This window comes from Rhodococcus sp. PSBB066, assembly GCF_017068255.1.
In the GTDB taxonomy this organism is placed as follows: Bacteria; Actinomycetota; Actinomycetes; order Mycobacteriales; family Mycobacteriaceae; genus Rhodococcus; species Rhodococcus aetherivorans.
Genome location: NZ_CP070859.1, coordinates 2,146,340 through 2,161,979 on the forward strand (window position 1 = coordinate 2,146,340; position 15,640 = coordinate 2,161,979).

At 67.7% G+C, this 15,640-nt stretch carries 14 protein-coding genes; 11 read left to right on the forward strand and 3 right to left on the reverse strand.

Translation table 11 applies throughout. The features are described from left to right. Positions 1 to 190: 190 nt before the first annotated feature. Both JYA75_RS10015 and JYA75_RS10020 read right to left on the reverse strand, forming a co-directional pair. Positions 191 to 610 (reverse strand): MaoC family dehydratase, encoded by a 420-nt coding sequence (locus JYA75_RS10015; RefSeq protein ID WP_006934217.1) that lies wholly within the window; start codon positions 608 to 610, stop codon positions 191 to 193. Further along, positions 607 to 1,059 carry a MaoC family dehydratase N-terminal domain-containing protein gene (locus JYA75_RS10020; RefSeq protein ID WP_006934216.1) on the reverse strand — a complete coding sequence of 151 codons (453 nt, stop codon included), beginning with the start codon at positions 1,057 to 1,059 and terminating at the stop codon, positions 607 to 609. Before JYA75_RS10020 ends, JYA75_RS10015 begins: the two co-directional genes overlap by 4 nt. A gap of 65 nt (positions 1,060 to 1,124) precedes the next feature. On the opposite strand from JYA75_RS10020, the gene JYA75_RS10025 reads away from it, so the two are divergent. Further along, entirely contained in the window at positions 1,125 to 2,300 is a 1,176-nt protein-coding gene (locus JYA75_RS10025) for an acyl-CoA dehydrogenase family protein (RefSeq protein ID WP_006934215.1), read from the forward strand. A gap of 2 nt (positions 2,301 to 2,302) precedes the next feature. Next, positions 2,303 to 4,261 carry an AMP-binding protein gene (locus JYA75_RS10030; protein ID WP_203329937.1) on the forward strand — a complete coding sequence of 653 codons (1,959 nt, stop codon included), beginning with the start codon at positions 2,303 to 2,305 and terminating at the stop codon, positions 4,259 to 4,261. Positions 4,262 to 4,353: 92 nt separating this feature from the next. Here the strand turns inward: JYA75_RS10030 and JYA75_RS10035 are convergent, their stop codons facing one another. Beyond that, positions 4,354 to 5,073, reverse strand: a complete 720-nt coding sequence (locus JYA75_RS10035) for a FadR/GntR family transcriptional regulator (RefSeq protein ID WP_006934213.1) — start codon at positions 5,071 to 5,073, stop codon at positions 4,354 to 4,356. Positions 5,074 to 5,238: 165 nt separating this feature from the next. Here JYA75_RS10035 and JYA75_RS10040 point away from each other — a divergent pair, with 165 nt between their 5' ends. From JYA75_RS10040 to menB, 9 genes are all read left to right on the forward strand, one after another. Further along, positions 5,239 to 6,315 (forward strand): acyl-CoA dehydrogenase family protein, encoded by a 1,077-nt coding sequence (locus JYA75_RS10040; RefSeq protein ID WP_203329938.1) that lies wholly within the window; start codon positions 5,239 to 5,241, stop codon positions 6,313 to 6,315. Positions 6,316 to 6,387: 72 nt separating this feature from the next. Beyond that, positions 6,388 to 7,554 (forward strand): acyl-CoA dehydrogenase family protein, encoded by a 1,167-nt coding sequence (locus JYA75_RS10045; RefSeq protein ID WP_006934209.1) that lies wholly within the window; start codon positions 6,388 to 6,390, stop codon positions 7,552 to 7,554. Beyond that, complete coding sequence (locus JYA75_RS10050) at positions 7,554 to 8,303, forward strand: SDR family NAD(P)-dependent oxidoreductase (RefSeq protein WP_006934208.1); 750 nt, start codon at positions 7,554 to 7,556, stop codon at positions 8,301 to 8,303. Before JYA75_RS10045 ends, JYA75_RS10050 begins: the two co-directional genes overlap by 1 nt. Continuing rightward, the gene (locus JYA75_RS10055; RefSeq protein WP_203329939.1) at positions 8,303 to 9,496 is read left to right on the forward strand and encodes a thiolase family protein; all 1,194 of its coding nucleotides are present in this window, start codon (positions 8,303 to 8,305) and stop codon (positions 9,494 to 9,496) included. Before JYA75_RS10050 ends, JYA75_RS10055 begins: the two co-directional genes overlap by 1 nt. Then, complete coding sequence (locus JYA75_RS10060; protein ID WP_006934204.1) at positions 9,496 to 10,734, forward strand: acetyl-CoA hydrolase/transferase C-terminal domain-containing protein; 1,239 nt, start codon at positions 9,496 to 9,498, stop codon at positions 10,732 to 10,734. Before JYA75_RS10055 ends, JYA75_RS10060 begins: the two co-directional genes overlap by 1 nt. A 30-nt stretch (positions 10,735 to 10,764) precedes the next feature. Further along, complete coding sequence (locus JYA75_RS10065) at positions 10,765 to 11,688, forward strand: hydroxymethylglutaryl-CoA lyase (protein ID WP_006934203.1); 924 nt, start codon at positions 10,765 to 10,767, stop codon at positions 11,686 to 11,688. 55 nt (positions 11,689 to 11,743) lie between these two features. Then, on the forward strand, positions 11,744 to 12,502 hold the full coding sequence (locus JYA75_RS10070) for a 3-oxoacyl-ACP reductase family protein (RefSeq protein WP_006934189.1): 759 nt from the start codon (positions 11,744 to 11,746) through the stop codon (positions 12,500 to 12,502). A 292-nt stretch (positions 12,503 to 12,794) separates the two neighbouring features. Continuing rightward, positions 12,795 to 14,429 carry an alpha/beta fold hydrolase gene (locus JYA75_RS10075; RefSeq protein ID WP_006934186.1) on the forward strand — a complete coding sequence of 545 codons (1,635 nt, stop codon included), beginning with the start codon at positions 12,795 to 12,797 and terminating at the stop codon, positions 14,427 to 14,429. A gap of 289 nt (positions 14,430 to 14,718) precedes the next feature. Beyond that, a complete protein-coding gene (gene menB, locus JYA75_RS10080; protein WP_203330171.1) occupies positions 14,719 to 15,576 on the forward strand; it encodes a 1,4-dihydroxy-2-naphthoyl-CoA synthase in 858 nt (285 codons plus the stop codon). Positions 15,577 to 15,640 lie beyond the last annotated feature (64 nt).

Below are 15,640 nucleotides of genomic sequence, written 5' to 3' on the forward strand. Positions count from 1 at the left end.
GAGTGGCTCACGTCACTACGCGACCAGGAGTTCACCTGCGCTTGCCGCGCCGTGCCCGTCCTGCCGCGACCCCGACCCGTCGCCCGGCCGCCGGGACTTCCCCGCCGGCGCTGCCGGTGTACGCGGTCTTTGCCTGCTGCGTGCGGGCCGGGGCGCGGCAGCGGATCACCCCCCTCCGGAATCCGGGGGCTTATCTGACCTCGGCGACGACGACCGTCGCCGAACCGGTGACGACGGGCCCCTTCGTTCCGGAGACGACGAGATCGAGATCGGCCCGCGCCTCCCCGTCGGTCTCGGTGATCGCCGTGATTGTCCCACCGACAGTCAGGGTGTCGCCGAGGAAGACCGGGGCGACGAAGCGGACGCCGAAGGAACGGACGTGCTCGACGCCGAATGTGTCGGAGAGCCAGCCGGCCAGGATCCCGGCCTGCATCTGGCCCATCGCGATGATGCCCGGGAACCCGGACGTCGCGACGAACTCCGGATCATGGTGCAGGGGGTTGAAGTCGCCTCCGGCGCCGGCGAATCGCACGATGTCCGTCTGGGTGATCGGACCGACGACACGCGTGTCGACGACCGCGCCGATGCGGGCCTTCGCAGGTGCTCTCATCGTTGTTCTCCTCGCTCGATCAGCACTTCCTCCAGTCGCACCACCGGATCACCGGCGGCGTCGACGTATTCGGTCTCCAGCGTTACGACGCGCATCGATCCGCCGCGCTTGCCCTCGCGCTGCACGTCGTCGACGATGCGCCGGGTGCCGACGACGTGGTCGCCTGCACTCAGGGGTCGCAGAAATGTCCACTTCACCGAGCCGACCACCACTCGCTCGAGTGCCAGCCCGAGCGTCTCGACAAACCTGCGCTGGTCGCGCTGGTGCCCGGCGACGACCGTGTGGGTGAGGGTCGCGGGAACATCGGCGAATCCGGCTGTATGCGCCACGGACCGGTCCGTGTGGACGGGATCGGTGGTGAACGTCGCGCGGGCGAACTCGCGGATCTTGCCGCGTTCGATGTCGTACTCGACCCGGTCCACCTCGCCGGAGTGGAGTGGATCTGTCATGACGGCCCTCCTTTTTTGGACTGACCTATAGTATCATTCGTCCTAAATACGTGAGGAGGGGTGCAATGGAACTCGCTGATTCCCCGGACGAAGCCCGTTTCCGCAGAGAAGTCCGCGAATGGGCCGAGAAGGCAGTCACGACGCTGCCCTGGCCGGAACCGGTGGATCTGGTCGACAAGGTCCCGTTCTGGCGACGATGGCAGCGGTTGCTCTTCGACGCCGGCTACGGAGGAATGTCGTGGCCGAAGGAGTACGGCGGGCAGGCCGCCGACCCCATCCGCAAAGCCATCTTCACCGAGGAGATGGATCGCGTGGGCGCGCCGGAGCGACTCAACACGATCGGCGAGGACTTCGCCGGTCCCACCATCATCGACTTCGGCACACCGGCACAGAAGGAACGGTTCCTCCGCCCGATCCTCACCGGAGAAGAAATCTGGTGCCAGTTGTTCTCCGAACCGGAGGCCGGGTCCGACCTCGCGTCCCTGCGCACCAAGGCCACGAAGGTCGACGGCGGATGGAAGATCAACGGGCAGAAGATCTGGACCAGCCGAGCGCACATCGCAGCTCATGCCATCCTGCTCGCCCGCACGGGCGGGGGACCCCGCCACAAGGGCATCACCTTCTTCCTCCTTCCCATGGACAGCGAGGGAATCACGGTTCGCCCGCTTGCCCACATGCTCGGTGAGGCCGAATTCAACGAGGTCTTCCTCGACGACGTGTTCATCCCCGACGATCTCGTCGTCGGCGACGTCGACGGCGGGTGGAAGGTGGCCATGGGCACGCTCGCGTACGAGCGGGTGGCGATCGCCACCGGCCGGGTCAACACCAAACGGGCCGTCGACGACATCGTCGACGACATCGCGGAGATGACCGACGAGTCGGGCCGCCCGCTCGGTGCGGATCCGGTGATCCGGCAGAAGGTCGCGGACCTCTACGGCCGCGCGCTCGTGCACTATCTCATCGGCCAGCGCGTGATCACGCTGGCGGCGAACGACGGCCCGCCCGGTCCGGTGACATCGATCGGCAAGCTGTTCTTCTGCCCACTCGTCGAAGAACTGGCGGATTTCCGGCTGTCCCTGGAGCCCGCCGGCGGCCAGTTCGCACTCGACGACGAGCAGCAGCGAACGTCACGCTGGCTCCGGCTCGCGTACCAGGCGCGCGGCACCGCCATCGCCGGTGGTTCCACCTTCATCCAGCGCAACATCGTCGCCGAGCGCATGCTCGAGATGCCGAGGAGCTGACCATGTCCGACTACACGTGGATCCCCACCGCCGACTACGTCGACAACGCCAACGTCACGCGGCTCGCCCGCGCGCACGGCCTCGGCGGCCTGGACGAGTTGCGTGCCCGTTCCGTCGCCGACGTGCGGTGGTACTGGGATGCGGTGGTCCGTGATCTCGAGCTGCCGTTCCAGGTGCCGTATCGCGACGTGCTCGACACCTCGCGCGGCATCGAGCATTCCGACTGGTTCGTCGGCGGTAGGACGAACATCGTCGACGCCTGCCTGCGGCGCTGGGTCGCCGATCCGGTGGCCGCCGATCGGCTCGCCGTCGTGCACGAGGCGGAGGACGGAACTGTCCGCACGCTGACGTATCGCGAGCTGGGGGCGGAGGTCGAGCGTGCCGCCGCCGGACTGCGGGAGCTGGGAGTGGGCCGGGGCGACGCGGTCGCCCTGTTCCTGCCGATGATTCCCGAGGCCGTCGTGTCGATGTACGCCATCGCCCGGCTCGGTGCGGTTCTCGTGCCGCTGTTCTCGGGGTTCGCGCCCAGCGCGATCGCGTCCCGCATTCAGGATGCGGACGCGAAAGTGGTGGTCGTCGCGGACGGCACCATCCGCCGGGGCAAGTCGGTCCCGATGAAGCCGGCCCTCGACGAGGCCCTGAAGACCTGCCCCACGGTGGAGTCGGTCGTCGTGGTCGACAACCTCGACGCCGGAGCAGGATCGGGTGAGCGCGAGATGTCCTGGACCGGACTGCTCGCGAGCCGTGATGCGGTCCCGATCGAGGCCATGGACGCCTCCGAGCCGTTCGCGCTGGCCTACACGTCCGGCACGACCGGCAAGCCGAAGGGCGCCGTACACACCCACGCCGGGTTCCTGGTGAAGACGGCGAGCGAAGTGGCGTACTCGTTCGATCTGAAACCGGGCGGGGTGTTCTGCTGGATCACCGACATGGGCTGGATCATGGGTCCGTTGTCGATCGTCGGCACGCATGCCAATGGTGGGACGCTGTTGCTGTACGAGGGCTCACCGGACGTACCGGACCGGGACCGGCTGTGGCAGCTGACCGAACGGCATCGGGTGACGATGCTCGGAGTTTCTCCGACGCTCATCCGGACGCTGCGCGGGCAGGGAAGCGATGTCGCCGCCCGGTACGACCTGTCCTCGGTGCACACGATCGGCTCGACCGGGGAGCCGTGGGACCCGGACTCGTACGAGTGGCTCGCACGCGAGGTGTTCGGTGGCCGCGTCCCGATCATCAACTTCTCCGGCGGTACCGAGGTCGGCGGGTCGTTCCTCGCACCGTATCCGGTGCAGCCGATCCGCAGCTGCTCGCTGGGCGGTCCGTCGCTGGGCATGGACGTCGACGTCGTCGACGATGCTGGCCGTCCGCTGCGCGGTGAACAGGGCGAGCTGGTGTGCCGGCAGCCGTGGCCGTCTATGACCCGCGGGGTGTGGAAGGACGAGGAGCGGTACCTCGAGGCGTATTGGTCGACGTTCCCCGGTATGTGGCGGCACGGAGACTATGCGCTTGTCGACAGCGACGGGCAGTGGTACATCCGGGGCCGGTCCGACGACGTCATGAACGTGGCCGGCAAACGCTTGGCCCCAGCGGAGGTCGAGGCGATCCTGACCGCGCACCCGGCAGTGTCGGAGGCCGCGGCGGTCGGTGTCCCGGACCCGAAGAAGGGGGAAACGGTGTGGGCGTTCTGGGTGCCCCGCGCGGATGCGGACGGGACGGACATCTCGGGGGAGCTGGCCGCCAGTGTGGCCGCAGAACTGGGTAAGCCGTTCGCGCCCAGCGTGGTTCACCGGGTGTCGCGTCTGCCGAAGACACGGTCGGCGAAAATCCTGCGCCGCGCGGTGCGGGCGGCGGCGCTGGGCACCGATCCGGGAGACCTGTCCGGTGCCGAGAACCCGGAGGCGGTGGAGGAGATCCGCGCCGTGGTGACCGGTGCCGAGCTGGGCGCCGTAGGGACGTAGGCGACGCGATGGCCCCCATACCGAAGTGGTATGGGGGCCATCGTGTCCCTCGGGGTGAGGGGGACTCCTGCGAGCCTGGACGGGGGCGTCGCTCAGGACTCCTGGTCCAGTGGAATGTCGGTGCGCTCTTCGAACTCCCGAATCGACTCGGCGTACGAGTGAACGTGGCGGCTCATGCGACGGACCGCAGCATCGGGGTCGCGGTCTCGGATCGCTCTGGTGACCGAACGATGCGCCTTCACGGTGATCTCGCGGACCTTCTCGTCGATGAAGCCCTCGTTCTCGGTGGCAGCGTAGATGGCACGGGACAGCGAGATCATCAGACCCGACAGCAGTTCGTTGTGGCTCGCGCTGGCGACGGCGATGTGCCAGTCGACGTTGGCCTGGAGGAACGCGTCGAGCTTGTCGCCGGCGGCCGCGATGTCCTCGTTCGCGGCGTCGAGCCGGGCGAGATCCTCGTCGGTCCGATGGCGGGCGGCCAGTTGCGCGCAGAACGGTTCGATCGCCTCGCGCGTTTCGAGCAGCGCGCCCAGGCGGATCTGGCGTCCTCGGATGAGCAGCGCCACGGTGTCGGCCATCGACTGCTCGCCGGGTCGCTGGACGAAGGCACCCCCGGCGCGTCCCGCCTTGATTCGTACCAGGCCCTGTACCTCGAGGATACGCAGAGCCTCGCGCACCGTGGTCCGGCTCATCTTCGTCTGGACGACGAGTTCGCGTTCCGGGGGAAGCGGGGTCCCTTCGGTGTATTCGCCGCTGAGGATGCGTTCGCGCAGCTCGTTGGCAAGAACATCCGACGCCTTGGGAACCTCCATCGGAGTCAGCTGGATGGAGGAACGTCCGGTCCGGGTCGTGCTCGGTGCGGCTGGTGACATGACTCCCCGCCCTCTCTGGTCTAACGGTCAGACCTAATATACCATCGAATCGTCGCTGCATTCATCTTGCAGGGTATTCCCCGACTCATCGAGAGGACCAGTTCCATGCGTTGGGAGCTGTCAGAAGAGCAGGAAATGTTCACCGAAGCCCTCGGCGGCTGGCTCGAGCGGTTCGCGGCACCCGCGAACGTCCGGAAGTGGGGCGAATCGGGTGAACCTGCCGAGTTCGAGCGCAGATTCGTGGAGGAGGGGTGGTTCTCGGCCGGCCTGCCGGAGGACGTGGGCGGACAGGGCGGCGGTCTGGTCGAACTCGCGCTGACCGCCGAGGCGCTGGGCCGGTGTGCCGCACCGGCGAGCGCGTGGACCGCGTCGGTGCTCGCGGCCCCTCTGTTGCCGCCTGATGTCGCCGACGCGGTGCTCACCGGTGGCGAATTCGCTGCCCTGGCACTCGATTCCAGTCGTCCCCTCGGGCTCCGCGACGCCGTGCGCGTCGACGAGCGAGGGGCGCTGACCGGTCGCGTGTCCGCGGTGCTCGGCGCCGAACGGGCCGCTCGGCTCGTCGTCCCCGCCGAGGGGAGCGAGGGAGCGGCCCTCTATCTCGTTCGGGTCGCAGACCCGGGCGTCACGGTCACGCCGCGGCGTTTCCTCGATCCGTCCCGGGGCGCGGCGGACGTACGGTTCGAGAACGTCGTTGCGCAGCGCCTCGACGTCGACGCGCCGGCCGCGCTGGCCGACGCGGGGTTGCGCGCCGCCGTGCTCGTCTCCGCGGACGCGCTCGGGGCGATGGAGCGGATGCTGCGGTTGGCGGTGGACTACAGCCGAACACGCCACCAGTTCGGTGTGCCGATCGGTTCCTTCCAGGCGATGAAGCACTCTGCCGCAACGATTCTCGTGTCCGTGGAGGCGGCTCGGTCCATCGCCTACTATGCCGCGGCCTCGGTGGATCTCGGCCTCGAGGAGCGCGCGATGCATGCTGCGATCGCGAAGGCGCAGGTGACCCGGAGTGCGGTCCAGGCCGCCGACGGTGCGCTCGTGATGCACGGCGCCATCGGCTACACGTGGGAGCACGACCTGCAGCTGTTCTACAAGCGCACCAAGCTCGACGAGAAGCTGTTCGGAAGCCCGGAGGTGTGGAACGAGCGTCTCGCTCGGGATCTGCCTCTTCTGCCGGCGGCCGGCTGACCACCGTTGACTAAATGGTCTGTCCTTTAGTAACTTAATGCCAAACGGTAGCGACGACGACGGGACTGTGTTGTGGACTTCGATCTGACCGAGGATCAGGCAACGATCCGAGATGCGGTACGAGAACTCGCCGGCAAGTTCGACGAGCAGTACTGGGTGGAGAAGGACGCCGCCCACGAATTCCCCACGGAGTTCTACGACGCGTTCGCCAAGGGCGGCTGGCTGGGCATCACCACCCCCGAGGAGTACGGAGGACACGGCCTGGGCATCACCGAGGCCTCGATCCTGCTGCAGGAGGTCGCCGCGTCCGGAGCCGGCATGAACGGCGCCAGCTCGATGCACCTGTCGATCTTCGGCATGCACCCGGTGATCGTGCACGGCTCCGAGGAACTCAAGCAGCGCACCCTGCCGCGAATCGTCAACGGAGACCTGCACGTGTGCTTCGGGGTCACCGAACCCGGCGCGGGCCTGGACACCACCAAGATCACCACCTTCGCGCGGCGCGACGGCGACAAGTACATCGTCAACGGACGCAAGGTGTGGATCTCGAAGGCGATGGAGTCGGAGAAGATCCTCCTGCTCACCCGCACCACCAAGTTCGAGGACGTGACCAAGAAGACCGACGGTCTCACGCTCTTCCTCACCGACCTGGACCGCTCGAAGGTCGAGATCCGCCCCATCAAGAAGATGGGCCGCAATGCCGTCACCTCCAACGAGTTGTTCATCGACGGACTCGAGATCCCCGTCGAGGATCGGGTCGGCGAGGAGGGCAAGGGCTTCAAGTACATCCTCGACGGGCTCAACCCGGAACGGATGCTCGTCGCCTCCGAGGCCCTCGGCATCGGCCGCGCCGCCCTGCACCGCGCCACCCAGTACGCCACCGAGCGTGAGGTGTTCGGCCGCCCGATCGGCATGAACCAGGGCATCCAGTTCCCCCTCGCGGACTCCCTCGCCCACCTCGACGCCGCCGAGCTCGTCCTGCGCAAGGCGACCTGGCTCTACGACAACGGCCGCCCCTGCGCCCGCGAGGCCAACATGGCCAAGTACCTGTGCGCCGACGCCGGCTTCCAGGCCGCCGACCGCGCCCTGCAGACCCACGGCGGCATGGGCTACTCGGAGGAGTACCACGTCGCGCGCTACTTCCGTGAGGCGCGCCTGACGCGCATCGCACCACTGAGCCAGGAAATGGTTCTCAACTACCTCGGCGAGCACGTGCTCGGCCTCCCCAGGAGCTACTGATGTTCGAACTCACCGGAAGATCCGCCCTCGTGACCGGCGCGGGCAGCGGCATCGGCGCCTCCGTCGCGCACGCGTACGCCGCCGCCGGCGCTGCCGTCCTCGTCACCGATGTCGACGAGGACGCGGCCGCCGCCGTCGCCGCGGAGATCACCGCCACCGGCGGTACCGCCAAGTCCGCCGTGCTCGACGTCCGCAACGCCGCCCAGGCCGCGGCCGCGGCGGAGCAGGCCGCCGCCCTCGGGGGCGGCGTCGTCAACATCCTGGTCAACAACGCCGGGGCCATCGCACCCGCGATGTTCCCGAATCTCGAGGAGGACGACTTCCGCCGCATCGTCGACATCCACCTCGTCGGCAGCTACGTGTGCAGCAAAGCCGTGCTGCCCTATCTGCCGGAGGACGGCACCGGGCGCGTCATCAACGTCACCTCCGCCGCCGGCCTGCAAGGTACCATCGGCCAGGCCAATTACGGGGCGGCCAAGGCGGGCATCATCGGCCTGACCAAGTCGCTGGCCCGCGAGCTCGCCCGCAAACAGATCACCGTCAATGCCATTGCGCCCCTTGCAGCCACGCCGATGACCGAGAACATCCGCAGCAACGACAAGCTCGCGGCCAAGACCCTCGAGCGTGTCGCGCTGAGGCGCTGGGCCGAGCCGAACGAGATCTCGGCCAGCTTCGTGTTCTTCGCCTCCGACGGCGCCTCGTACATCACGGGCCAGGTGCTGCCCGTCGACGGTGGAACGGTGATCTGATGACCAACGCAACCAACCCGTTCCAGCGCTCCGCGCGCGAGGTGATCATCGCCGAAGCGGCTCGCACCCCCATGGGCCGATCCCACGCCGAACGCGGATGGTTCCGTGATACGCATCCGAACGAGATGCTCGGCGCGGTCTACACGGATCTGATCCGCCGCAGCGGTCTGGCCCCGGCGGCAGTGGAGGACCTCATCGTCGGTTGCACCGCGCCCTTCGGTGAGCAGTCCCGCAACATCGGCCGCAACGCATGGCTGCAGGCCGGATACCCGCCCGAGGTGCCGGCCGTCGTCCTCGACCGCCGTTGCGGCTCCGCGCAGACCGCGGTCGAGATGGGTGCCGCCCTCGTCGGGTCCGGCACGCACGACCTCGTCATCGCCGGCGGTGTCGAGCACATGGGCCACGTGCCGATCAACTCCCCGGCCAAGATCTCCGAGTTCTACGGCGATCCGTGGCCGGCCGAGTTGCGGGAGAAGTACGACTTCGTGCACCAGGGCGAGAGCGCCGAGCTCATCGCCGACCGGTGGGGCATCGCCCGGCAGGAGATGGACGAATTCGCCGTGCGATCCCATCGTCTGGCGACCGAGGCCATCGAGGCCGGGCGGTTCGACGAAGAGATGATCCCCCTCGAGCTCGACGGCGAGTTCCGCAGGACCGACCAGACCGTCCGGCCCGGCACGAGCCTGGATACCCTGGCCGGCCTGAGGACCGCGTTCCGGGAGAACGGCCGGATCACCGCCGGCAGTTCGTCGCCGATCTCGGACGGCGCGGCCGGTGTCCTGCTCGCCTCGCGGGACGCGGTCGAGACCCACGGTCTGCGCGCCCGCGCCCGGATCCTCGACCAGACCACGGTCGGAGTCGACCCGATCATCATGCTCACCGGTCCGATTCCGGCAACACAGAAGCTGCTCGACCGCAACGGGATGACGATCGACGACATCGACCTCTTCGAGATCAACGAGGCGTTCAGTTCCGTGGTCCTGGCCTGGGAACGCGAACTCAAGCCCGACATGGACCGGGTCAACGTCAACGGCGGCGCGATCGCGCTCGGGCACCCGGTCGGCGCCACCGGCGCCCGTCTCATCGCGACGATCGTCGCCGAACTCGAACGTCGCGACGCCGAAATCGGACTGGTCACCATGTGCTGCGGTGGCGGACTCGGAACCGCCACCCTGATCCAACGGATCGACTGATGATCGACCTCACGCCCCACGTCCGGGCCGGCGACGGAATCTGGTGGAGCCAGACGAGCGCGGAACCCACCCCGCTCGTCCACGCCCTGCTCGACCAGCTCCCGTCGATCGGCCCGGTCCGGGCGTTCGTGGGACTGACCTGGGACCGCCGACTCACCGAGCAGACCCCGGACGAGTTGTCCGTCGTCTCCTACGGCGGGCTCGGTGAACTGCGCCGGCTCAGCCAACGGGACCGGCTCGAGGTCGTGCCCTGCCACTACGGGGCATTACCCCGGCTGTTCGCCGAGCACCGCCTGCCGTGCGACGTCGGGTTCGTGCAGGTCGCTCCTCCCGACGCCGACGGCAACTGCTCGCTCGGCGTCGGCGTCGACTACGTCGCCGACGCACTCGAGCACACCCCCGTCCTGATCGCCGAGATCAATCAGCGCATGCCGACCACCCACGGTGCACCCAGGATCCCGCTGTCGCGGTTCGCGGCGGTCGTCGAGACCGACCGGCCGCTGCTCGAAGCGCCCGACCGTGAGCCCGCCGCCGTCGAGACGGCGATCGCCCGGCACGTCGCCGGCCTCGTCGAGGACGGCGACACCATCCAGGTCGGTGTGGGCACGCTGCCCTCGGCGGTGCTGGCGGCCCTGGAAGGACATCGGGACCTCGGCCTGCACTCCGGCATGATCTCCGATGCGGTGCTGCGGCTGATCGACAAGGGCGTGCTGACCGGTGCGCGCAAACAGATCGACATCGGACGCCACGTCACCGGGGCGGCGCTGGGCACGGCCACCCTGTACGAGCGACTCCCGCACCTGCCGGTGGAATTCCGTCCCGCCAGCTATACCCATGCGCCGCAAGTGCTCTCGCAGCTGACCGCGCTCGTGTCGATCAACTCCGCCATCGAGGTCGACCTCACCGGGCAGGTGGGGGCGGAACAGGCCGGAGCCACCTACGTCGGCGCGGTCGGCGGACAGGTGGACTTCTCCCGGGCCGCGGCCCTGACCGGGGGCCGCTCGGTCATCGCGCTGCGGTCCACCGCGCGGGGCCGCTCGTCGATCAAGCCGGCCCTCCAGTTCGGATCCGTCACCACGGCCCGCGCCGACGTGGACTACGTCGTCACCGAGCACGGCGTCGCCGAACTGCGGGGCTGTTCGCTCGCGGAACGGGCCCGACGAATGATCGCCGTGGCAGCCCCGGAACATCGCGAGCAGCTGGACATCGCACTGACCGAGCACGACCTTGCTTCGTAGCGGAGCGAGCGGAAACGAGGAGTGAACGCCATGACGCGTCCCCAACGGGTACAGATCCGAGAAGTCGGTCCGCGCGACGGCTTCCAGAACGAGCCGGAGACCATCCCGACCGACGACAAGGTGCGGCTGATCAACGCCCTCGGGCGCGCCGGCCTGAAGCGTATCGAGGTCGCCAGTTTCGTGCGGCCCGACGTCATCCCGCAGCTGTCGGACGGGGTGGAGGTGCTCAGCCGCATCGACGTGCCCGACGACGTGAGGCTGATGGTCCTCGTGCCGAACAGCAAGGGACTGGACAACGCGCTGAAGGTTCGCGACACCTTCCACGAGGTCGCGATCTTCGTCAGCGCATCCGAAACCCACAACAAGAAGAACGTCAACCGCACCGTCGACGAAACCATGGCGGACAACGACATCATGGCTCGCCGGATCGTCGCCGAGGACCTGCACTGCGCTGCGGTCATCGCGACGTCGTTCGGATGCCCCTTCGAGGGCAAGGTGGAGTTGAAGCGGGTGTTGGACCTGGCGGAGAGATTCGCCGAATCCGGAGCCACGGAGATCGGCTTCGGTGACACCACCGGCATGTGCAATCCGGCCTACGCCTCGGAGTTCTTCGCCGCGGCCATCGAACGTCTGCCCGGCGTCGAGGTCACCGCGCACTTCCACAACACCCGCGGCCAGGGCCTCGCGAACGCGTTCGCCGCGCTCGAGGCGGGGTGCGCGAGCTTCGAGTCGAGCTTCGGTGAACTGGGCGGCTGCCCCGTCCCGGTGGGTTCGACCGGCAACATCGCCACCGAGGACCTGGTGAGCATGTTCCACGAAATGGGCGTGGAGACCGGCCTCGACCTCGACTTGGTCATCGACGCCGCTCGCGAAGCTCAGCAGGTGCTGGGCCGCAAGCTCACCAGCCACTCGATCGTGGCCGGCCCGATCCAGTGGGCCGCGGGCGTGCGCTGACGCCCTCGTCCCCGGTACGACTTCGACATCAGAACCAACAACACGGAGTGAAATCATGAGCAATCGAGTCGCATTCGTCACCGGCGGCGCGCAGGGCATCGGCAAGGGAATCTCCGATGCGCTGGGTGCCGCGGGCTTCCGCGTCGCGGTCGCCGACCTCAACCTCGAGGCCGCCGAGGAGACCGCGGCCGCCATCCGCGAGGCCGGAGGCCAGGCAATCGCCGTCCCGGTCGACGTGACGGACACCGAGTCCGTGCAGGCGGCGGTCAAGCAGGTCGCCGAGCAGTTCGGTCCCGTCGAGATCGTCGTCAACAACGCCGGATGGGACGACTTCATGCCGTTCCTGAAGACCGACGAGGCGTTCTGGGACCGGATCCTCGAGATCAACTTCAAGGGCCAGCTGCGGGTCGTCCAGGCGACCCTGCCGGGCATGGTCGAGCGTGGCTGGGGGCGCGTCATCAACATCGGTTCGGACGCCGGACGCGTCGGCTCGTCGCTCGAAGCGGTGTACTCGGGTGCCAAGGGCGGCATCATCGCGTTCACCAAGACCCTCGCTCGTGAGGTCGCCACGAAGGGCGTCACCGCCAACACGGTGTGCCCCGGACCGACGGACACCCCGGCCCTGCGCAAGTTCGCCGACAACTCCGGTCAGGAAGCCGACAAGGTGATCGCCGGCATGACCCGCGCGGTGCCGATGAAGCGGCTCGGCAAGGCCACCGACATCGGCGCCGCCGTGGCGTTCTTCGCCTCCGACGAGGCGGAGTTCGTCACCGGCCAGACCCTGTCCGTCAGTGGTGGCCTGACGATGGCCTGAGCGCCACTGCCTGTCCCACACACCGGCCGGCAGTCGATCGGCTGCCGGCCGGCGTGTCCGTCCGTCGTGTCCGTCCGTCGTGTCCGGAGCTCGGCGTGCCGCGTGCGATCGGGTCGATCCGAGACCGAGCGGCCCACCCACCTGCGGCAGGTCCCTCGAATTACTCGAACAATTTGACCATGAACGTAATTCAAATTCGTGTGAATCTCGAACGGGCGCGGGGGTAAGGCGACTCGGCTCTCGCGGTTCGGGCAGGAACGCGATAGTGCGGCACCCGAAGGAGCCACCAACCATGAAGATTCCCCTACCGGGCAGCGGCCTGTATCGACGGATGGGCCGGTGGGCCGGCGTCGTGAGCGGAGCCGCCGAGGGTGTCCGCGCGGTTGCCGCCGGCTCGGCCCGATTCGGCGGTGAACTATCTCGGATCGCCCTCGGCGCTTCCGAGGTCGCACCCCCGAAGGGGGATCGTCGATTCGTCGATCCCGCGTGGACCTCGAACCCGATGTACCGGCGCATCGGTCAGGCCTATCTGCTGTCCGCTCGGGAGATCGAGGACGCGGTCGACCGTATCGGCCGAATCGCCGATCCGGTTCGGGCACAACAACTCGCCTTCGCAGCACGGATCGTCGTGAGCGGACTCGCCCCGACGAACTACCTCATGACGAACCCCACGGTCCTCAAGGAGACGTTCGACACGGCCGGCCTGAACCTGGTGCGCGGACTCCGGAACTACGTCACCGACGTGCGGCGAAACGGTGGCATGCCCGCCATGGTCCCGCACGGTGCCTTCGAGGTCGGCCGCGATCTCGCCGTCACACCCGGTGCCGTGGTGGCCCGGGACGAGGTCGCGGAGGTGCTCCGCTATGTGCCCACCACCGACACCGTGCACGCCCGTCCGGTACTGGTGGTGCCGCCCCCGATCGGCCGCTTCTACTTCCTGGACCTCCAGCCGGGACGCAGTTTCGTCGAACACTCCGTGTCCCGCGGTCTGCAAACCTTCATGCTCTCCTGGCGTAACCCCAACCAGGACCAGGGCGGATGGGATCTCGACACCTACGCTCGGCGAGTCTCCGAGGCGATCGACACGGTTCGAGCAGAAACCGGCAGCGACGACGTGAATCTCATCGGATTCTGCGCGGGTGGCATCATCTCGACCGGGCTGCTCAATCATATGGCGGCCACCGGCGACACGCGGGTGCACTCGATGTCCTATGCGGTCACCATGCTCGACTTCGAGAACAAGGAACTGCTCGATGCGTTCGCCGGGCAAAAGCTGGTGTCTTTCGCGCGGGGCCGCTCATTGAGGAACGGCATCATCAGCGCCCGCGACATGGGCAACGCCTTCCTGTGGATGCGCCCGGACGACCTCGTGTTCAACTACGTCGTCAACAATTATCTGATGGGCAGGACCCCGCCTGCATTCGACATACTTGCGTGGAACGCCGACGGCACGAATCTGCCCGGCTCCCTACATGCTCAGTTCCTCGACATCTTCCGCGACAACATGCTGGCGAAGCCGGGCTCGATGACGGTGCTCGGCACGCCCGTCGACCCGGGGACCGTCACAGTCCCGACCTTCGTCTCCGGTGCGATCGACGACCATCTCACCGCCTGGAAGGGGTGTTACCGGACCACACAGCTCCTCGGAGGTGATTGCACGTTCGTTCTCAGCTACTCCGGGCACATCGCGAGCCTCGTCAATCCGCCCGGCAATCCGAAGTCCCATTACTGGACCGGCGGCGCCCCCGGTGCGGACCCGCACCAGTGGCTCGACCAGGCCACCCGCGTGACGGGCAGTTGGTGGGAGCCGTGGGCCGACTGGGTAAGTGAGAGGTCAGGAGACCGCATGTCGTCGCCGGTCCTGCACGAAGCCGAGTATCCGCTCGGCCCCGCTCCGGGACGCTATGTCGGGGAGCCCTCGAACTGACAGCTTCGCCGGCCGAGGAGGCACGCATGGATCTCGAAATCGCCGACTCCGTCGCTCCCGACGGCGGGACGGCGAGACCGTCCTTGTGCGTCTCCGTGACGGTCGGCTGCACCACAGTGACACCGGGTCGACGGACGTGACGGAAAGGTCTGCATCCACGCGCACGCAGTGCAAAGTCCATACAGTGCGGGGCTGGAAGTGATTGGTGGACAAGGAGCGGCGGACGATCGGGAGTGTGAACACGGCTGGAACGTTAACGATCGTTTGCAGGTGCGCCTATGATCGCGACATGACGACGAACAACGAAGCAGGCGCAACCGTGGCCTGGACTCCGGTGGAAGAGTACGAGGACATCCGGTACGAGCACAGCGGTGACGGGATCGCAAAGATCACGATCTGCCGTCCCGAGGTGCGCAATGCGTTCCGGCCGCAGACGTTGATGGAGATCTCCGACGCGTTGGTCGATGCCCGGGAGGATTCCTCGATCGGTGTCATCGTGCTGACAGGGGAGGGGCCCGACGCGTTCTGCTCGGGAGGTGACCAGCGGGTGCGCGGAGACACCGGCTACCTCACCGAGCCGGGTAAGGCGGGCGGCGTGGGACGCTTCCACGTCACCGACCTGCAGATCCAGATTCGCCGACTGCCGAAGCCGGTGGTGGCCATGGTCGCCGGGTATGCGATCGGCGGCGGGCACATCCTGCATCTGGTGTGCGATCTGACAATCGCGGCGGACAACGCCCGCTTCGGCCAGGTCGGTCCCAAGGTCGGTTCCTTCGACGGCGGATACGGCGCGGGTCTGCTCGCGGAGTTGGTCGGGGTGAAGAAGGCCAAGGAGATCTGGTTCCTGTGCCGCCAGTACGACGCACGGCAGGCCCTGGAGATGGGGCTGGTCAACACCGTGGTGCCACTGGCCGACCTCGAGCGCGAAACCGTCCAGTGGTGCCGCGAGATGCTCGAGCTCTCCCCCTTCGCGCTGCGCCTCATGAAGGCCAGTTTCAATGCGGCGGAGGACGGCATGGCCGGCATCCAGCAGCTCGCCCACGATGCGAATCTGCTGTTCTACTCCACGGAAGAAGCCAGGGAGGGGCGCGAGGCGTTCAAGGCGAAGCGCCGTCCGGAGTTCGATAAGTTCCCGCGCCGGCCCTGACCTTCCATTTCGGTCCAACAATTAGTATGGTTGGGTCATTGCTGGTTCGAACAGGATGGTGTGC

What these genes read in the sequence shown, in the direction of transcription:
- JYA75_RS10015 (WP_006934217.1), bottom strand. Translation starts at nt 610, where the DNA reads ATGAGAGCACCTGCGAAGGCCCGCATCGGCGCGGTCGTCGACACGCGT.
- JYA75_RS10020 (WP_006934216.1), bottom strand. Translation starts at nt 1,059, where the DNA reads ATGACAGATCCACTCCACTCCGGCGAGGTGGACCGGGTCGAGTACGAC.
- JYA75_RS10025 (WP_006934215.1), top strand. Translation starts at nt 1,125, where the DNA reads ATGGAACTCGCTGATTCCCCGGACGAAGCCCGTTTCCGCAGAGAAGTC.
- JYA75_RS10030 (WP_203329937.1), top strand. Translation starts at nt 2,303, where the DNA reads ATGTCCGACTACACGTGGATCCCCACCGCCGACTACGTCGACAACGCC.
- JYA75_RS10035 (WP_006934213.1), bottom strand. Translation starts at nt 5,073, where the DNA reads ATGGAGGTTCCCAAGGCGTCGGATGTTCTTGCCAACGAGCTGCGCGAA.
- JYA75_RS10040 (WP_203329938.1), top strand. Translation starts at nt 5,239, where the DNA reads ATGCGTTGGGAGCTGTCAGAAGAGCAGGAAATGTTCACCGAAGCCCTC.
- JYA75_RS10050 (WP_006934208.1), top strand. Translation starts at nt 7,554, where the DNA reads ATGTTCGAACTCACCGGAAGATCCGCCCTCGTGACCGGCGCGGGCAGC.
- JYA75_RS10055 (WP_203329939.1), top strand. Translation starts at nt 8,303, where the DNA reads ATGACCAACGCAACCAACCCGTTCCAGCGCTCCGCGCGCGAGGTGATC.
- JYA75_RS10060 (WP_006934204.1), top strand. Translation starts at nt 9,496, where the DNA reads ATGATCGACCTCACGCCCCACGTCCGGGCCGGCGACGGAATCTGGTGG.
- JYA75_RS10065 (WP_006934203.1), top strand. Translation starts at nt 10,765, where the DNA reads ATGACGCGTCCCCAACGGGTACAGATCCGAGAAGTCGGTCCGCGCGAC.
- JYA75_RS10070 (WP_006934189.1), top strand. Translation starts at nt 11,744, where the DNA reads ATGAGCAATCGAGTCGCATTCGTCACCGGCGGCGCGCAGGGCATCGGC.
- JYA75_RS10075 (WP_006934186.1), top strand. Translation starts at nt 12,795, where the DNA reads ATGAAGATTCCCCTACCGGGCAGCGGCCTGTATCGACGGATGGGCCGG.
- menB (WP_203330171.1), top strand. Translation starts at nt 14,719, where the DNA reads ATGACGACGAACAACGAAGCAGGCGCAACCGTGGCCTGGACTCCGGTG.